General features: G+C 45.5%; 17 protein-coding genes and 4 pseudogenes. 9 read left to right on the top strand and 12 right to left on the bottom strand.

What is annotated here, in order from left to right:
• Positions 1-29 precede the first annotated feature (29 nt).
• Positions 30-416, top strand: coding sequence for a metalloregulator ArsR/SmtB family transcription factor (locus DW931_RS11150; protein WP_107000740.1), 387 nt, complete (start codon positions 30-32; stop codon positions 414-416).
• On the top strand, positions 413-1,435 hold the full coding sequence (locus DW931_RS11155; protein ID WP_118481842.1) for an AraC family transcriptional regulator: 1,023 nt from the start codon (positions 413-415) through the stop codon (positions 1,433-1,435). Before DW931_RS11150 ends, DW931_RS11155 begins: the two co-directional genes overlap by 4 nt.
• A 126-nt stretch (positions 1,436-1,561) precedes the next feature.
• On the opposite strand, the gene DW931_RS11160 is transcribed toward DW931_RS11155, so the two are convergent.
• The 3 genes from DW931_RS11160 to DW931_RS11170 all read right to left on the bottom strand — a co-directional run bounded on the left by DW931_RS11160 (position 1,562) and on the right by DW931_RS11170 (position 2,887).
• Positions 1,562-2,173 carry a sugar O-acetyltransferase gene (locus tag DW931_RS11160; protein ID WP_015553463.1) on the bottom strand — a complete coding sequence of 204 codons (612 nt, stop codon included), beginning with the start codon at positions 2,171-2,173 and terminating at the stop codon, positions 1,562-1,564.
• Positions 2,174-2,238: 65 nt separating this feature from the next.
• Positions 2,239-2,349, bottom strand: coding sequence for a DUF2200 domain-containing protein (locus tag DW931_RS16280; RefSeq protein ID WP_147341939.1), 111 nt, complete (start codon positions 2,347-2,349; stop codon positions 2,239-2,241).
• Positions 2,350-2,491: 142 nt separating this feature from the next.
• Positions 2,492-2,887: a pyridoxamine 5'-phosphate oxidase family protein gene (locus DW931_RS11170; protein ID WP_118481843.1), complete on the bottom strand. Its 396-nt coding sequence runs from the start codon at positions 2,885-2,887 to the stop codon at positions 2,492-2,494.
• A 119-nt stretch (positions 2,888-3,006) separates the two neighbouring features.
• Between DW931_RS11170 and DW931_RS11175 the strand changes: the two genes are divergently transcribed.
• Complete coding sequence (locus tag DW931_RS11175) at positions 3,007-3,345, top strand: helix-turn-helix domain-containing protein (RefSeq protein WP_107000743.1); 339 nt, start codon at positions 3,007-3,009, stop codon at positions 3,343-3,345.
• A gap of 411 nt (positions 3,346-3,756) precedes the next feature.
• Here the strand turns inward: DW931_RS11175 and DW931_RS11180 are convergent, their stop codons facing one another.
• Together DW931_RS11180 and DW931_RS11185 are read right to left on the bottom strand one after the other, a co-directional pair.
• Positions 3,757-4,071 carry a hypothetical protein gene (locus DW931_RS11180; RefSeq protein ID WP_333489793.1) on the bottom strand — a complete coding sequence of 105 codons (315 nt, stop codon included), beginning with the start codon at positions 4,069-4,071 and terminating at the stop codon, positions 3,757-3,759.
• 12 nt (positions 4,072-4,083) lie between these two features.
• A complete protein-coding gene (locus DW931_RS11185) occupies positions 4,084-4,347 on the bottom strand; it encodes a hypothetical protein (RefSeq protein ID WP_347559446.1) in 264 nt (87 codons plus the stop codon).
• A 324-nt stretch (positions 4,348-4,671) separates the two neighbouring features.
• On the opposite strand from DW931_RS11185, the gene DW931_RS11190 reads away from it, so the two are divergent.
• Positions 4,672-6,432: a diguanylate cyclase gene (locus DW931_RS11190; RefSeq protein WP_118481863.1), complete on the top strand. Its 1,761-nt coding sequence runs from the start codon at positions 4,672-4,674 to the stop codon at positions 6,430-6,432.
• A 370-nt stretch (positions 6,433-6,802) separates the two neighbouring features.
• A complete protein-coding gene (locus DW931_RS11195; RefSeq protein WP_182429113.1) occupies positions 6,803-7,093 on the top strand; it encodes a hypothetical protein in 291 nt (96 codons plus the stop codon).
• On the opposite strand, the gene DW931_RS11200 is transcribed toward DW931_RS11195, so the two are convergent.
• Together DW931_RS11200 and DW931_RS11205 are read right to left on the bottom strand one after the other, a co-directional pair.
• Positions 7,079-8,230 (bottom strand): HAMP domain-containing sensor histidine kinase, encoded by a 1,152-nt coding sequence (locus DW931_RS11200; protein ID WP_118481844.1) that lies wholly within the window; start codon positions 8,228-8,230, stop codon positions 7,079-7,081. The genes DW931_RS11195 and DW931_RS11200 overlap by 15 nt on opposite strands.
• Positions 8,227-8,904, bottom strand: a complete 678-nt coding sequence (locus DW931_RS11205; protein WP_118481845.1) for a response regulator transcription factor — start codon at positions 8,902-8,904, stop codon at positions 8,227-8,229. The genes DW931_RS11200 and DW931_RS11205 overlap by 4 nt, the downstream gene beginning before the upstream one ends.
• A 147-nt stretch (positions 8,905-9,051) precedes the next feature.
• On the opposite strand from DW931_RS11205, the gene DW931_RS15955 reads away from it, so the two are divergent.
• The 3 genes from DW931_RS15955 to DW931_RS11215 are packed head-to-tail and all read left to right on the top strand — an operon-like array spanning position 9,052 to position 11,079.
• Positions 9,052-9,198, top strand: a complete 147-nt coding sequence (locus DW931_RS15955; protein ID WP_182426666.1) for a CD1871A family CXXC motif-containing protein — start codon at positions 9,052-9,054, stop codon at positions 9,196-9,198.
• Positions 9,199-9,223: 25 nt separating this feature from the next.
• Positions 9,224-10,117 carry a 4Fe-4S binding protein gene (locus DW931_RS11210; protein ID WP_182429118.1) on the top strand — a complete coding sequence of 298 codons (894 nt, stop codon included), beginning with the start codon at positions 9,224-9,226 and terminating at the stop codon, positions 10,115-10,117.
• Positions 10,118-10,128: 11 nt separating this feature from the next.
• A complete protein-coding gene (locus DW931_RS11215; RefSeq protein ID WP_182429119.1) occupies positions 10,129-11,079 on the top strand; it encodes a TlpA disulfide reductase family protein in 951 nt (316 codons plus the stop codon).
• Positions 11,080-11,688: 609 nt separating this feature from the next.
• Here the strand turns inward: DW931_RS11215 and DW931_RS11225 are convergent.
• Positions 11,689-13,005 carry a hemolysin family protein gene (locus DW931_RS11225; protein WP_118481848.1) on the bottom strand — a complete coding sequence of 439 codons (1,317 nt, stop codon included), beginning with the start codon at positions 13,003-13,005 and terminating at the stop codon, positions 11,689-11,691.
• A gap of 388 nt (positions 13,006-13,393) precedes the next feature.
• On the opposite strand from DW931_RS11225, the pseudogene DW931_RS11230 reads away from it, so the two are divergent.
• Positions 13,394-14,257, top strand: a pseudogene (locus tag DW931_RS11230) (ATP-binding protein); the annotation flags it as partial.
• A gap of 72 nt (positions 14,258-14,329) precedes the next feature.
• Here DW931_RS11230 and DW931_RS11235 read toward each other — a convergent pair.
• From DW931_RS11235 to DW931_RS11265, 4 genes and pseudogenes are all read right to left on the bottom strand, one after another.
• A pseudogene (locus DW931_RS11235) lies at positions 14,330-14,491 on the bottom strand (CD1845 family protein); the annotation flags it as partial.
• A pseudogene (locus tag DW931_RS11240) lies at positions 14,485-14,778 on the bottom strand (AAA family ATPase); the annotation flags it as partial. The pseudogenes DW931_RS11240 and DW931_RS11235, both read right to left, overlap by 7 nt.
• 632 nt (positions 14,779-15,410) lie before the next feature.
• Positions 15,411-16,622, bottom strand: coding sequence for a site-specific integrase (locus tag DW931_RS11255; RefSeq protein WP_118482284.1), 1,212 nt, complete (start codon positions 16,620-16,622; stop codon positions 15,411-15,413).
• Between the two features lie 147 nt (positions 16,623-16,769).
• Positions 16,770-17,978, bottom strand: a pseudogene (locus DW931_RS11265) (site-specific integrase).
• Positions 17,979-18,046: the final 68 nt, after the last annotated feature.

Raw genomic sequence — 18,046 nt, forward strand, 5'->3', positions numbered from 1 at the left:
ATAAGATAGACTTCAAGGAGGAGTGCTAAATGATTCAGAACCACTTACCCCACGACCACGGACAAACTATCGAGCATGAACTGGAATATATGCCCAGCGTAGAAAACTTTCAAACCGTAGCTGATATTTTCAAGCAGCTGGGAGATGGCAGCCGTATTCGCATTTTTTGGTTGCTTTGCCACTGTGAGGAATGTGTTATCAATCTTTCAGCCATGGTAAATATGAGCAGTCCTGCAGTTTCTCACCATCTCAAGCAGTTGAAATCAGCGGGTCTGATCGTTAACCGCCGGGACGGAAAAGAGGTCTATTATAAAGCAGCTGATACCGAGCAGGCCCGAAATTTCCACCACATGATTGAGTGGCTTGTAAAAATCGCCTGTCCGTCGCAAGTAGAAAAACAAAAAGGAACGCCATGAAAAAAGAAGAATCCAAAGTTATCGCTCAAAAACTTCAAAAGATCCCAAACGGCACCCTCGCCTTGAAGCATTGCCGGGCTGGTGGAACGGGTACTACACTCTTTGGAGAACAGTTTCGAGCGGTTACCGCTGGAAAAGGGTGTATGGAGGCATATGAAACTTTTCCTGGAATAGAGGTATCCTTCAATGTTTTTCTTGCTTCAGAGGTCAGGTTTCGGCATGATGCTTCGGATTCTGTTTTAGAAATTTACTATTGTCGCAGTGGTCGCGTGGGTTGGAATATGCACGGCGGTACTGCCGTCTATTTAGGTACAGGTGATGTGACAGCACACAGTATGGCCTGCTGCGCGGATTCCGCCATGATGTTTCCCCTAGGATATTCAGAGGGAATTTCCATTTCCGTGGATCTGAAACAGCTCTCTTCCATTTGCCCGGAAGCTTTAAAGAATGCCGGTGTGGAAGCAGACCAGTTACAGAATCGATTTTGCTCCGGAAAGCCATCCGCAATCCCGTCTTGTTCCGATTTAGAGCATATTTTTGCCCCACTCTTTTCTGCTCCTGTGTCCGTTCGAATTTCCCTCTTGAAATTGAAGGTGCTGGAAATTTTGATTTATTTGAGCAACATGAAATCGGAGCATAAAGAATTGACTCAATACTTTTCCCAGCAAACCGAATTGATAAAAGAAATTCATCAACAGTTGACAGAGCACTTGGAGCAACGATTTACGATTGCAGAACTTTCCAAACAGTATTTGATAAATACCTCCACTCTAAAGGAGATATTCAAGGCAGTCTACGGTCAGCCTATCGCCACCTATATGAAGGAATTTCGAGTGCGTCAGGCTATGAAATTATTACGGGAAACAAATGACACTATCGCGGATATTGCTTCCCAGGTAGGCTACCAAACCCAGGGAAAGTTTTCAAGCGCTTTTCAGTCTATCGTCAAAATGTCACCCAGAGAATACAGAAAAATCCAGGGTATAGCTCCATTGGATTCCTTTAGCAAAACACTGTAATGAAAAATCCCGAATTGTCATTCCCAGTATAACATGCCTTCTCCCCGCAGAAAAGCATGGCGAAAAACAAAAATGTCCCCGGAGAGCTTGTGCGTATGTTTTTTCAGCGTTTCCGATCTGAATTTCTCAGAACAGAATATCCTCCGGCTTGAACTTATCTTTTTCGGTAATGGGGCGGATCACCTTGCAGGGCACCCCTGCTGCGATGACACCGGCGGGAATGTCATGGGTGACGACGCTTCCCGCCCCGATAACCGAGCCTGCCCCGATGGTAACGCCGCCGCAGACGGTGGAATTTGCACCGATCCAGACGTTTTCCTCCAGCGTAATAGGTGCTGAGGTTCCAATGCCGTGGCTGCGCTGCTCCGGGTCGATGGCATGACCGGAGCAGGCAAGGCATACGCCGGGGGCAATAAAGGCACCTGCTCCGATGTTTACCGGAGAGGTATCCAGAATGACACAGTTATAGTTGATGACCGCCAAGCCGTGGGTATGGATGTTGAAGCCATAGTCACAGTGGAAATCCGGTTGAATGCCGGTCATGGGAGAGCAGGTGCCCAGCAGGGTCTGCAGGATGCTGCGCCGCTTTTCCTGTTCGTTGGGAGCGGTGCGGTTGTACTCCCAGCACAGTTGCTTTGCACGGTTCTGTTCCTCCGTGGGGGTGTTTTCATAGCCGCTTACGTAGGCGGCAGGGCGTTTCATAATATCCAGAGCGTTCATCGTGTTTGTCCTTTCCATACAATGTTTCCTCAAGGATTATACCACATTCTCTGTCGGTGTGTAATAGGCTGCTTTCCCCTCCCTCATTTGTTTCTCCGCTTGATCTTCTCCATCACTTTGCCCTTAGCCAGCTCATCCACCAGCATGGGATATATTTTTGCAAATGGCATGGCATATACTTTTTCAGTTTCCATTTTCGTTCCTCCCTCAGGTGCGTCTATGTGCAGCGTATACCACGCTTCCGGATAATAAAGAATATGTGCCGCCGCCCGCAGCGCCAAACATCAGCCGGGGAATTTCCAGTCTGACAAACCGTAATGTACATTACTCAAAATTTTACAGATTGATAACCTTCGGTTCTTCTGTGAATGAATAAATAGTTGCGATGACACTTTCAAAAACGAATACCGTCATCAAATTGTCATCAACCGTATACATAGACTGGAGAGCATTTTTATTTGCTTCCATCATGGCTACACGAGCTTCACGGCGAGTATCTTCTTTTACTGCACCTTTCACACGAATCCAAGTACCTTTGTTCATTCCACACATTTCAACTTTTCCATTTACTTTCATCTGGTTGTAAACATCTTTTTTATTATTCGTTACAATATAAAGTTTTCCTTCAAATTCACATACAGCACCAAATGGGCGTACATGTGGCTGGTCTCCTTCTACCGTGGCAAGATAAAAAGTTCCGCATTCCTGCAAATATTTTACTACGTCATTCATTTCAAAATCCTCCTGAAAACAAATTGTATTTCTATTTTTTATGCGTATAATTATATATCATAGGAGAAAACAAACAAGTACGATATTTTACGATACTGGTATCAGAAAGGAACGTATATATGGAAAAGAAAAATCTATTTGGGCTTTGCCCGTATGTGACTTCGCAAAAAGTTTTAACAGGTAAATGGTCTATGTATATTATGTATTTGTTAACAGATGGCCCCATCCGGTTTAATGAATTACAAAGAAAAATGCCAGAAGAAATGACACATACAACGCTATCAAGACAGCTGAAAAAGTTGGAAGAAGAAGGCTTGATTGAACGCATAGAATATCAGCAGATTCCACCAAAAGTAGAATACAAATTAAGTGATATTGGAGAAAAATTCAGGAAAGTACTGAAGGAGTTGGAAATATGGGGAAACGAGTATATTCAATATTTAAACGATAAAGAATGATGAAATATTCTCCTACGAATATGGGTAGCATATAAGCTATTCAGTTTTCAAGGAACATCCGTTTTCGCGTTGGCCTCGTAGGCGCGCTTTGGTTGTCCTTGCAGGACTACCTAGGGTTCGTTTTGACTTTTTTAGTGTCCTATGCAGTCGGATTGGGGCAAAAAAATACCCCGTTGGTTTCCCAACGAGGCATCGAAGACGATTCTATTCTGTTTTCTGTAAACCGGTACCCGTTTATCTCCTGGTGACCATTTGAGTCACGGCCAATGTATTAAAAAAGCAAAGCTCATCTCAGCAAATCAGACAAGCTGTATTCTCCTTTGGGGATATTTGCTGTTCTGCGATACTCTTTTATGGCTTTCACCAAGAGCTGTGGGTTACTGAAATACTGCTTCACAAAATCATACGACTTCACATCATGCATCCGAAGATTTGTTTTACAAAATTCGCTTGTTTTTTTCCAGAACGCTTAAACTGATCATATGCTTTACTCAATCGAAATTCCTCTCTGCGAGAATCCAAAATCCGTATCACAGAAATCTGCTCATCAAATCCTTTCCGTAAGTATCGCTCCTCGAATCGTTTAGCACTTCTGCAACGGATAACACATTCTTCCAACATTTCTTCTCTTTTGAAAATCAGAAGATCATTATCAACCAGTATGTCGATAATAGCTTCTTCGGCAGATCCTTCACATATACACGCCTTATATTTTGCTAATTCCATTCTGCTGCCTCCTTAATTGATTGAAGCAGCCAGGCTTTTCTTCAAGCGCATATACGCTTCATATGCTGGCATTGTTCCCTCAAGGAAACCGCTCTGGTAGGCATCACTCTTTTTAATATCATTACGTTTCAATATATGGCTCAAATTTTCTGCTGTAATGCCATTACGGTTTCTTACAATACAAATTCCGTCATTTCGGTCATATTCATCCAGCAGTTCCGGATAATGCGTAGTGAAAATAAGCGTTCCGCCATTCTTGTTCAGTCGGCTGTCCATAAAGAAGCGTAACCGCCATGTTGAATTCCAAAAGAAAAGATGCCATAAAAACAAGCAATCCAACAATCAAACTGTACTTTTTTTATTTGTTTAGGAGCACTACTTCTCTTTTCCATTGTACGCAAGGAAAACGTTATCAGTACACTGGAAAAACGTTCTATAACTTTTTGGGCAAAATTTATTCAATTTTTTTACTTCCGTGATATAATGCTTAATTATAAAAACATTAGTCAGAGACCCAACTCCCACTGAGACAAATTTGCTATTACTCACCACCTGAAGAGGTGGGAGTCTTCTCGACTGAGATAAAACGAGGTGAATCAGGTGAAAAAAAAGACACTTGTGCCTCTTCTCGTTTTTTTAATGGGCATATGCCTTGTTAGTTTAGTCGTATACAACACAGATACTCATGAAAAAGAGCAGAGCCGCACAACAGCACAATTAAATGCAACAACCTATGGAGAACGTATAGAGAATGAGATTATAAATGGAATAGAGATTACAGATGTTCTGAAACAGCTTTTGATCAGCGGAACTGGAGAAATCAATCAATTTGACACAATTGCAAAAAATATTATGTCGGATTCTGTTGAAAGCGTACAGCTTGCTCCGGCTGGTATTGTAACGGATATTTATCCGGCCGATGGAAATGAGGCAGGTAAGATTAATCTGATTCATGATAAAGAACGTGGTGAAATTTCCATATATGCAAGAGATCATCATACAATCGTTACACAGGGACCTTTTGAATTGAAACAGGGTGGATATGGAATTGCTGTCCGCAATCCTATTTATCTGAAAGATGAAAACGGGCAGGAATATTTTTGGGGATTTACCATTGTTATCCTTCGTGTTCCGGATATTTTTTCAGATGCGACAAGTGCGCTTTCGAAATTTGGATATGAATATAGTCTTTCCAAAACGGATAATCCATGGAGTGATAATTATAAAATTATTTATCAGTCAGATCGTCAATTAACGAATCCTGTTTCCTATGACTTTACGATAGGAACGGAGAACTGGAAGTTTGAAGTAATGCCTGAAAATGGCTGGGGAAACAATACATTAATAGCAGTAATCAGTGTTTTCTTTATTGCGATTACCATGCTTTTGGTAACTCTTACCCGGATGTGGCTGGTATCAAAAGAAAATAAAAACAAATTTCAAATACTGGCACACACAGATTCTCTTACAGGTATTTACAATCGCTATGGATTCGATGAACTGGCAGAAAAGATGATTAATAAAAATCCGAAAGCGAAATTTGTGGCTGTACTTCTTGATATTGATGATTTTAAATTTATTAATGATATCTATGGACATGTTTACGGAGACAAAGCATTAAGGAGTCTGGCAGACAGTATGAAAGCTTTTTTCCCGTCTGATGCGTTACTAGGAAGAAATGGTGGAGATGAGTTCTGTATTCTTTTAAAAAATTATTCCTACGAGGATGTAAAAGAGAAGCTACAGCAATTCACTATGGCTCCAAAGACATTTTCATATAAGGGAAAAGAATATCCATTTTATATTTCTCTTGGATATTCGGAATATCCGACATTTGCGTCTAACCGTTCACAGCTTATGCGCTGTGCAGATGCAGCCCTTTACGAAATAAAACTTCATGGAAAAAATGGCTGCATGGCTTATAGGGAAGGACTTGAATTAAGGGTTCGTAAACAACTGGGATTTGCATTTAGGGATATCTCCGAGCACCTTCCAGGAGCATTTATCATATACAGAGCAGACAAAGAAGATGACGAACTCTTTTATGCAAATCAGGAGTTTCTTCATATGGCCGGATATAAAGATATGGATGAACTATTCAGACTTACAAAGAAAAGTTTCAGCAACCTGATACGGGAAGATGAGAAGAAGAAGATAGAATCAAGCATTTGGAAACAGATTGATAATGGCAATGGAAATGACTATATCCACTTTCATTTACAAAGAGCGGATGGATCGTATCTGTCTGTGCTTGACCATGGGAGAATTGTTGAGAGCCAGCAATATGGCAAAGTATTTTATGTATTGTTCATGGACTGGGAGGATATGAAAAGTCATTACAGTGAAAAATTTTCCGGATAATCGAAGGAAATATTGTAAAAAATATCGTTGTAAATAGAAAAATCCTGCTCATATTCATATATTGAACAGGATTTTTTTTAAATCGCATGTGGAGCTTCTATTTTATTTGCCAAGCTATGATCTGTTTTCTCCACTGAATTAAGCAATGCCCGCATCTTTGGATTCAGATTCTTTTTCTCATAAAATGCTTCTTCAAAACCCATGATAACTTAGAGGATGACACCCATCAAGGTATCCACCAAGTTAGCTACCAAGATTCTATGCCGTCAGCAGTTATACTGCTCCTAATAAAATTGTGTTAATAGGGTTATTTAAATACAGCAGGTCAGCATGAGCAAAAAGTGGGATTCCAAGCCCGCGCTGGACGAGCATGGTTGCCGTGGAGCGTGAGGACTTTGACCGACTTTCCACTCTGGCAAAGAAGTACGTTACAGCAGAGAAAAAGGAATCCAAACTGCAAAAGGCGGTGGATGCGGCAAACAAGCTAATTGCAAAGCTCAAGGCTGAGATTGACAGTTTGAAACAGGAAATTTCTGATTATAAGTCTGTCCACAGCAAGCTCCGTGCGGCGGAATTGGAGCGTGAAAATACGGATAGGGACGCCGCAGGGCGGCAAGCGAAGCAGCGAAAAACGAATAAAAGTGTTTTAGGGCTTCGTTGATTGTTGCGTTGGCAACCCTACCGCAATGGTCGTGCCCTTCTCCGAACTTTTCTCCACCCAAACGGAGCCGCCGTGGAGGTCGGCGATCTCCCATACCAGTGAGAGCCCCAGTCCTGCACCACCGTATTCCCGGCTGCGAGACTTGTCCACCCGGAAGAAGGGCTGGAAGATACTGCGCTGATACACCTCCGGGATGCCGCAGCCGGTGTCGGAGACGCGGAGCAGGAGCTTTTCCAACTCCTGAGTGACAGAAACCCGTACCGAGCCGCCCGGCCGGTTGTACTTGACAGCATTCTCCGTCAGGTTGAAGATCAGCCGGTAAATCAGTGCATCGCTGCCGGTCATAATGCCGTCGCCCTCCGCCGTCAGCGTGACGCCGAGCTTATCTGAGAGCGGCGCAAGATCTGTGAAGATCTCCTCGATCATGGGAGCGAGCTGGATCCGCTCGTTCCGCGCCACCTGCTTCAGATTGCTCATCTCCAGCAGTGTCCTGGTCATCTGTATCAGCCGTTCCGTCTGCTCACGCAAAAGCGTGAGGAACTCCGCCGTCTCCGGTCGCACATCAGGATGCTCCGCGGAAAACAGCTCCAACTGCGCCTGCATTAGTGCCAGTGGCGTGCGCAGCTCGTGGGCGGCGTTGCCGGTGAACTGCCGCTGGGCGGAAAAGGCGTTGTTCAGCCGCTCCAGCATCTGGTTGAACGAGCGGCTCAGCTGCCGGAACTCCGAAATAGCGTCTTCATCGATCCTCATATCGGCAAGATTGTTCAGCTGCACCTGCTCCACCTGCGAGGTAAAGCTGCGCAGGGGCTTGAGAGCGCGTCCGCTGACGAAATAGGCGAGGATGCCGCTGAGCAGCGTTATCGCCGCCGTGATGTACCAGTTGGTGGTGCGGAAGCGCCCCTGCACCCCATCGACAATGATCGTCAGATCCTCGCCAGGGGCTATGAGCTGTGGGTCAAAGCTCGCCGCTCCGCCATCATTCAGGATCACCGTGCCGCCGCCTTGTAAGTTGTCCGCAATGGTGTCCATATAATACATACCGGAGGAGCACAGCAGCAGATTCATGGCCACGCAGGTGACACCGATGAGCAGGACGGACATCAGCGTGATGCGCCACTGCAGGGAAAGCCGCTTCATTCCGCCTCACCTCCCATCAGATAGCCCTCGCCGATGCGGTTGCGGATGGGGTCATAGCCCAGCACGGCGCGGAGCTTTTTGCGCAGGGCGGAGATGTGGACGCGAATGGAATTGCTGAAGCTGTCCACGCTATTGTCCCAAACGTGATCCATCAGCTCCTCCTGACTTACTGGCCTTCCTTGATGCACCATCAGGTATTCCAGGATTCCTGTTTCCTTCCGGGTGAGCGTCAGCGTCTGCCCGTTAACGGTGGCGGTACGGGAGCGGGTGTCAAAGGTCAGGCCTCCGCAGCTTAGCAGCACATCCTGCTGGGTAAACTGCCGCAATGTCAGGCTGCGGATGCGGGCCTCCAGCTCGGCGAGGTGGAAGGGCTTCGCCAGATAGTCGTTCGCCCCGGCGTCCAGCCCCTGCACCTTGTCCTCCACTTCGCTGCGGGCGGAGAGGATCAGCACCCGCGTCTCCCGGTCGGTCTGCCGCAGGGTGCGCAGCACCGTCATGCCGTCCTTTTTCGGCAGATTCAGATCAAGAAGCACCAAATCGTATCGTTCCACGCCCAGAAGCGCCAGCGCTTTTTCCCCGTCATAGCAGTAGTCCACGCTGTAGGCCAGCCGCCGCAGGCTGCGGACGATGGTTTCGCACAGGGCGCGTTCATCTTCAATTACTAAAAGGTGCATGAGAGCCCTCCTTTTTATTTCTTCGTTTTTGTGTTGCTTTTATTATAGCAAAAACAGATAAGGTTTGTGTTAAGTTTTCGTTCTTAACAGAGACTTTAACTCTCCCGCGCTATGATAGGGACAGAAAATCGGAAAGGGTGATGAAAAATGAGCTGCGAGAAAAAGGCAGCGGCGCAGATCGCGCTGCTGATGGCCGGAGCCGCCATGCTGTGCTTCGGTGTCTGGCGGGGCGAGGCGGCGACAGTGCTGAGCAAAGCAATCAAATTATGTCTGGAGTGTGTGGGCATTGGGTAAAAAGTTTTCAGGCGTTTCACAGACCATGTCCCGCTTCCGGGGCTGGATTCAGGCGGGGGCGACGCTGCTGACCAACCTGCATCTGCCGAACTTTCTCAAGGGCGGACTGTATCAGGGGGCGGGGAAGACCGTCTGCGTGCCGGGGCTGAACTGCTACTCCTGTCCGTCGGCGTCCGGGGCCTGCCCCATTGGGGCGTTTCAGGCGGTGGTGGGGTCTTCCAAGTTCAGCTTCTCCTACTATATCATAGGCTTCCTCATTCTGCTGGGCGTGCTGCTGGGGCGCTTTATCTGCGGCTTTCTATGCCCCTTCGGCTGGTTTCAGGAGCTGCTGCACAAAATCCCCACTAAGAAGCTTTCCACAAAGAGGCTGAAACTGCTGACATACCTGAAATACGCTGTCCTGCTGGTGATGGTTTTCCTGCTACCGGCATTCCTTGTGAACGATGTTGGCATGGGAGACCCGTTCTTCTGCAAATACCTCTGCCCCCAAGGCGTGCTGGAGGGAGCCATCCCGCTGTCCCTTGCCAATTCCGGCATCCGGGCGGCGCTGGGCAAGCTGTTTACATGGAAATTCAGCATCCTGCTGTCGGTGATTGCGCTGAGCGTACTGTTCTACCGACCGTTCTGCAAGTGGCTCTGCCCGCTGGGCGCGTTCTACGCGCTGTTCAACCGGGTGTCCCTCTTCCAGATGAAGGTGGATAAGAATAAGTGCGTTTCCTGCGGGAAATGCGCCAGAGCCTGCAAGATGGATGTGGATGTGACGAAAACGCCCAACCATACCGAGTGCATCCGCTGCGGAATGTGCATCCGCGCCTGTCCGACGAAAGCCGTGTGCTTCCGCTACGGCTTCGGAGACGGTAAAGATAAGGCAAAATCAGCGGAAACACTACAGACAAACAACACTAACAGGGAGGAATAAAACGAATGAAGATGAATAGGACGAATACTGCCGGCAGAATTCTGGCTCTGCTGCTTACTGCACTGATGGTGCTCTCTCTGGCAGCCTGCGCCACAAAGGGCGGAGACAAAATGGACGGAATGAGTAGCGAACCGAAGAATGCCGAGGAAGCGGTTGCCATGCACAAGGAGCTGATGGCGCAGGAAAATGCCATTCTCTCGGAGAACACAGCGCTTTGGGAAAAAGTTTTCATAGCGGCCGACAAGGGCATGACCATGCAGGAGAACGGCAAAAACTATGGTGAGTTCTTGTTGGACACCATCGAAGGTTCCAAAGATCAGTTTACGGAGGATGAGCTGAAGCTGCTCAAGGAGGCGGCAGAGAAGATCCGCGAGATTGAAAACAAGCTGACCATGATAGAGAAAAAGTACCCCGAGGCGGCACAGCAATCTACGGATGGCGCTATGAGCGTGCCCGCGGACAGCGACATGACCACGCCGCCTGATGACGGCAGCATGCAGAAATTCCCCGTCTTTGAGGGCAAGGACCTGGATGGCAACACGGTGAAGAGCGACGAGCTGTTCTCCGCCAACGCCGTCACCGTGGTGAATTTCTGGTTCACCACCTGCAATCCCTGCGTAGGCGAGCTTTCCGAGCTGGATGCGCTGAACAAGGAACTGGCGGAGAAGGGCGGCTCCCTCATCGGCGTCAACACCTTCACGCTGGACGGCGACGAAACGGCAATTTCCGAGGCGAAGGATGTGCTTGCCAAGAAGGGCGCCACCTATCAGAATGTGTATTTTGACTCCGACGGTGAGGCGGGAAAGTTTACCACCAACATCTTTGCCTATCCCACCACCTATGTGGTCGACCGCAGCGGCAATATCGTGGGTGAACCCATCGTAGGCGCCATCACGGAAAAGAAGCAGGCGGAGACTCTGCAAAAGCTCATCGACCAGGCTCTTGCCGCCGATATGGGCTGACAAACGAATTTATCTTCTCCGAAAGGAGGGATACACCATGTATCGGAGAGTATTGCCGCTTCTGCTCACCGCGGTACTGCTGCTGAGCGGCTTTCACAAAGCCCATTGAAGAGACTGCCGTGGTGGAACTGGAGGATCTGAGCCACGGCAGGCGCCGTACAGAGGTCAGAAGCCGTGCCGGAGATTCTCTGTCAAAATGAGCTTGTCCACCAGTAATTTGACCACTATAAACCCATAAATTTCCGTTCAAATTCCATCAAAGCCAAACAGCCCAGACAGAATTTCGGACATAGAAAAAGCCCGGAAAATAGCGTATTTCCGGGCTTTTTTAGCATTATTAAACTGTAGATTATCGCTTGCGTAACTTGGAAGGCTTGATTTTACTGGATTCTTGGAATGTGGTGTTGCAAACACGTTACAAACGCAGGGCTTCTCATTACTCCTCACCACACCTCTGAATTATCAAAGAGGGAGATGGATTAAACAAATGTGTGTCTCCCTCTTTTTTATCGCAACATCATTCTATCCCTGTTGTATTTGAAAATGTATATGTACTCTTCTGATATATCCCCTTGTTTCTAAAATAATTTTCAAATGCATTTCAAAATTTTATTCTAAAATTTCTATAATTGCATGTTCAACTTGATGTTCTTTTATTTTGTCAATGATTATATGCATATTTTCTATTTCTAATTCTATTTTTGTATCCCCATCCTTTGGTACCATACCAAATTTTTGAAATACAAATCCAGTAAATGTGTCACAATCTTCTGCTGTAAATGTAACACCTATAGCGTCTTCAATATCACTTAATCGTATATTTCCTTTCACTTCCCACTTGTTATCGCTTATTCTTATAATAACAGTTTCTTCTTCCGACGATATTGGTTCAATATCGTTTAAATCGCCAACAATTTCTTCTAATAAATCAAAAAGAGTTACTATTCCAACCACTCCACCATGCTCATCTAATACAATCGCCATAGATTGCTTCGATTGTTTCATATTTTTAAAAAGCACATCTGCTTTTGTAGTTTCCATAACAAAGTATGGTGTAGAAATTGCAGAATCTATAACCATATCCTTACTTTTTTCTTTTAATCTAAAATAGTCTTTTGCATTTAAAATGCCAATAACATGATCTATCGAATCTCCACAGACGGGATAAAGGGTATGTCGTGTATTGTGGATTGTTTCATCCCACTCCTTCACATCATCAGACATCCATAATATTGTCACATCTGTTCGATGTGTAGCAATCGTACCAGCCATAATATCATTAAATTCAAAAACATTTTGAATAAATTCTTTTTCTTGATGATCTATTGTTCCTTTTTCACTTCCCGCATCAACAAGCATACGTATTTCTTCTTCACCCACTTGATCTTCCGCTTCATTTGGATCAATACCACAAATCCTCAAGACAATATTTGTTGATATTGAAAGAAATGAAACGATTGGCTTAAATAGGATAGAGATTCCCGTAACCAATCCTGAAATCCCCATTGCCAGTTCTTCAGATTTTTTCATTGCGATTCTCTTTGGAACTAATTCGCCAAAAACCAACGTGAAATATGATAAAATCAATGTAATCAATATAACAGCTATGGTATCTAAAGTAGAACGTGGAATATTCACACCCATCCCAACAACCCAATCAACTAAAGGTTCTGAGAAATTATCTGCTGCAAAAGCACTTCCTAAAAATCCCGACAATGTGATTGCAACCTGAATTGTCGCAAGAAATCGTGCCGGCTCTTGCGTTAATCGTACTAATCTCTTTGCCCGACCATTACCTTGTTCTGCCATTCGTTCTAGCTTTGTTTCATTCATTGATAAAACAGCGATCTCTGCACTCGCAAAAATCGCGTTTAATATAATTAAAATAATCTGCACTACTAAAAGAATAAAAATTGATGTACTCATAAATAAAACCTTTCTACAATAAAATTATCTAAATATCACACTTACTTAAAAGCAACAAAAGACATGGTCTATGTTCCGAATACATAGTCCATGCCTTGCGATATATAAATAAAAATTCTATTGAATTGGTTCGCTTCAGAATCATTATCACTTTCGTCCATGTTAAATATTCCTCCTCTCAAATAGTATTGTAGTACAGTATAACAAAAAGACCTAACATAATCAATTCGAAAAAAGCAAAAGTGTGTTAAATTTATGTAAAACATAAAATCCGATTATTTTTATTTTCTTTGTGAAATTCAATTTTCTTTATCATCACTTAACATCATTTTAAAGTAAAAAGCAAGCCATTTTCAGACTTGCTTTCCACCATATCATCTTCCTTATTGATGGACTCCTGACCAATACCGGAAAACTCATGACCGATCAGCTCACGGTTTATAACTCCCGTATGTTCTGTACCCGGTGGAATGGCTTGGAAAAAGGCTCTATCTTTGATGATGCGCTGGACGATAAAGAATACGAGGGAAATTTGATTTATTTACTGAACAGCGGCAGTGAATTTATTCGCAATAATTCCAAAGTCCGTTTTGTCAAAAAGGCACAGTATCGTGTAGACAAGACGGATTATGCTGAACGAGCTGTGACAGAGGCTCTTGTTAATGCGCTTATCCATCGTGATTATATTGTGCTTGGCAGCGAAATCCATATTGATATGTTTGATGATCGGGTGGAAATCACATCTCCGGGCGGTATGTTTGGCGGCGGCTCAATTCAGGAATACGATATTTACAGTATCCGTTCCATGCGACGAAACCCTGTGATTGCTGACCTGTTCCACCGCATGAAGTATATGGAACGCCGTGGAAGTGGCATACGCAAAATCGTCAGTGAAACCGAAAAGCTGCCTGGATACACAGAGGCATATAAGCCCGAATTTTTCTCAACAGCGACAGATTTCAGAGTCATCTTGAAAAATGTAAACTACAACATGTGCGGTGCTTCCGTACATGATGCCGCACATGATGGCGCACATGATACATCTGTGATCAGCAAGCAAAACTTGCTATTGGAATTTTGTGCAGATCCTAAAAGTCGAGATGAAATGCAAGCATATATTGATGTTTCCAGCCGTTCTCACTTCAGCAAATATTACCTCAAGCCTTTATTATCTTCTGGTAAACTTGAAATGATGTTTCCAGACAAACCCAAAAGCAAAAACCAGAAATACACTACCGTTCATTCCAAATAACCCAGAAGCAGGGCATTGGGTCTCATCTCCCATTGTCCTGCTTCTTTTCATTCCAGATTATATTCACATCATTTACCCATACATCCAATCCTGGATCGCAAATTTCAAATCCTGCGCCTTACCCAACAGCCAGATCGCCGCCAGCGGCAATCCCATCGGGCTAATCAAAAAAGCTATAACCAGCAAAATCGCACCATTCTGCGAGGAATAGGTAATAAGCACAGCCACGCCAACTGGATGTCCGCAGGCATCAGGTCTACACCCTCTGGGTGGTGCAGGATACCCTCGCCGGGACGAAGCGGCTCATCCATCAGGATACGCCCCATAGCGTCCGACAGCGTAAAGGGCAGCTTGTCCGGCTGGGGATGGCCCAGGCTGATTGTCAGGCTCCCTTGCGGGTCCCCGTCGATCAGCAGGACTTTCTTTCCGGTCTGCGCCAGCCCGATTCCCAAGTTGGCACAGGTCGTTGTCTTGCCAACGCCACCTTTCTGGTTGGCAATGGCAATGATTTGCGTGTTCATTGACTTCACCTCATTTCTAATTGTTGCTATTGCTTCTGGAAATAGAAAAAGCCGCCACTTCAAAATCATAAAGTGACCGCCCTTTCTAATGCAGGAATCTTTTTCCCTGAAATGAAAAAAGCACCCAGTTATTTGTTACTGAGTGCCTGCATTAGAATCGTATTTAATTGTTCAGATTTGGTCAGATTATGCCAAACTCTCCGGCGAAAAATTTGGTGTCTGAGAGTGCCAAAATTGCCCTCAAAAATACCCCCGAAATTGCTCTCTGGTTGTCCTACTTTTTAACCACTAAGGACGTTTTTTGACCCCATTTTTGGCGGTTGTCCTATATTTAACCACTAAAAATTGGGTGAAAACGGCTCTCGTTTTGCCAAATTTGGTCAAACTATATCAGCCCATTTAGGTATAAGAAAACCCCGGAAAACCTTGATTTTCCGGGGTTTTTGAACCATTTTGATATAGTCTGAGCAGTCGATTATCGCTTGCTGAACTGCGGAGCGCGACGAGCTGCTTTAAGACCGTATTCACCTGACCTTGATCCCAAAAGTCCAGTATTCATGCGTTTTTTCGGGCTTCCCTCTCTCAGTAAACCCATAGGTAAACCCACGAAATCGCGAGATTTTTGGTGCCGTTTAACGCAGCCCGAATGCAGCATTCACAACGCTGCTTAATTTCTCAGGTTTATTATACTTGCCTTTCGCATAGATGTCCATAGTCGTTTTGCTGTTCTCATGGCCTGCCAAATACTGCACCGTCTTTGGATCAACACCTTTGTAAATCAGATTGGTGATGTAGGTGTGCCGCAGCATGTGCGGAGTCACCTTGAAGTCCATCGTATACACCAGCTTGGGATTGTTCGGCTGATGCTCACCAAGCCTTGGCTTTATTCTATGCTTGATGGACTGCCCATTTACATAGGTGTAATAACAGCGTTCTGCGGTGGAACGGACTGTTATGTACTTCCAGACCCTCACAAACTGTGCTTCCGTCAAAACAGTTCCCTTTGAATTGGAGATCACATATTCCGATTCTGATTTTTCCCTTGCTTCCTTGAGACAGGCTACCAGGCATTTGGGAATCGGAACATCTCGCTTCGCTGCCGGAGTCTTCAAAAGTGTGTTGACCACCGGCTCACCGCCTTCCACATGCCATGCACGCCTTACAGAAATGTACGGCGTTTTTTCATCCAGGAATACGCAGTCCCATTTCAATCCAAGAATCTCTTCTCTACGCAATCCCGCGTACAAGCCGATCATTACGAAAACATACGGTGGTAGCTCACGAATGCTATCCAGCAAAATGGCAGTCTGTTCATCCGTCAAAGCTTCGCGCCGTTTCGCAGGCTTTCCTCCTCTTGCGCAAATCGTTTTGGATGGATTCTCTTTGATCACCTTGCTCTCTTCTGCCGAATTAAAAATGTTCTTAATCAGCATATTGAGCTGACCATACATTCCGGAAGAGCCTTTTGATAGTGGAACCATCAGCAGCCGCAGGTCATCTGTAGTCACCTCGTCCATATACATCTGTCCAATTGGACCCACGATGTACCGATTCACCATCCGCTCGTATCCCTCCAACGTATTGGTTCTTACCGTTCCAGACCGCATCAGCAGCCATTTTTCGCAGTACTCTTCCACGGTCGGATTCTCTCTGTGGAAAACCACTTCTGCAATTTTCTTCTGGGCATCTTCTACCCGGTCATACAATTCTTCGCGTGTCAGCCCATAGATTGCCACTCTCTTTCCGTCTGCATCTGTAATTCGGGTACGATAATACTGTACCCCTTTCATCATCACTGTTCCGTATTCCGGAAGTTCAGCAGGACGCTTTTTTCCTTTAGCCATGTGTTCTCCTCCTCGTCTATCTTCATATATTGCGTGTTGTCACTTTTATTATCATGGCGTACACCACTTCCTTCAAGGATGTCGAATGTATGTAAAAAGGGCAGGGATTTTTGACCATCCCTGCCCTAAGTTTTTTCTGATTTACTCTTAATCCCACGATGCAAAAGCATCTTCCAGCACTCCTGCGAGCTGCTCTGGGCGATTGTATTTCACCTTGGCGTAAATATCCATGGTGATCTTGCTGCTTTCATGACCGGCAAGATACTGAACTGTCTTCGGATCAACCGAAGCATGAATCAGATTCGTAATATAGGTGTGCCGCAGCTGATGCGGAGTCACCTCAAAGTCCAGACTGTAAACCACATTTCCATTGTGTGCCGCCTTTTGCCCCAGAACCGGCTTCACCGTATGCTTTACCCTCTTGCCATCTTCATAGCGATAATAGCAGCGTTCCTTGGTGGTACGGGTTACGATATACTGCCATAATCTCTTGAATTGCGTATAGGACAACGGGTCTCCATCCCGGTTTGCAACCACATAATCCGATGTCGATGTATTCTTCGCCTCTTTCAGACATTCCAGAAGATTGTCCGGCAGAGGGACATTCCGATGCGCTGCCTTTGTTTTCAGCTCTGTCAGAATCACCGGACGATTATGCTCCGTATGCCAGGCTCTCCGAACGGTAAGGTACGGAGCCTCGCAATCAAGATACACCGAATCCTATTGAAGTCCGAGGATTTCTTCTCTCCGCAATCCTGCGTACAGCCCCAGCATTACAAACACATACGGCGGCAAGCCGTAAATGGCATCCAGCAGCTTATCCACCTGCTCATCCGTAAGCGGGAGGCGTTCCTTCTGGGGAATTCCTCCCACATTCTTCTTCAGATAGATGGTCGGATTCTCATCAATGATCCTGCTCTCCATTGCTGCCGTAAAAATACACTTATATATAACGCTCACCGATTTGTACACGGATGCCGACTTTTTTGATGCCGCCAGCAGTGCCAGGCGAATGTCATCTGCTGTTACATCTCCCATATGCATATCGCCCAATGGCTTAATGATGTAGTTCTTCACTTTCGATGTATAGTCAATCAGCGTTGTCATCCTGATCTGTGCCGACTACATCAGCAACCATTTCTCGCAATACTCCTCCACTGTAGGTGTACTGCGGCGATACGTCTTGTTCTCAATCTGCTGGATCGCTTCCTGTTCCTTCTGGTACAGTTCCTCTCTCGTTCTTGCATATAAGGAAACCCGCCGCCCCTGCTGATCTGTTACACGGGTTCGATAATACTGCGTTCCCTTCATACTCACCGTACCATAATCGGGAATCATCATTCTTCTTGCCGCCATATCATTACCTCCAATTCTGTTGTTGCTTTCATTATTGCGGATTCATCGTCCATACTCAACGATGTCGA

This window comes from Clostridium sp. AM43-3BH, assembly GCF_003479985.1.
Lineage (GTDB): Bacteria > Bacillota > Clostridia > Lachnospirales > Lachnospiraceae > Otoolea > Otoolea fessa.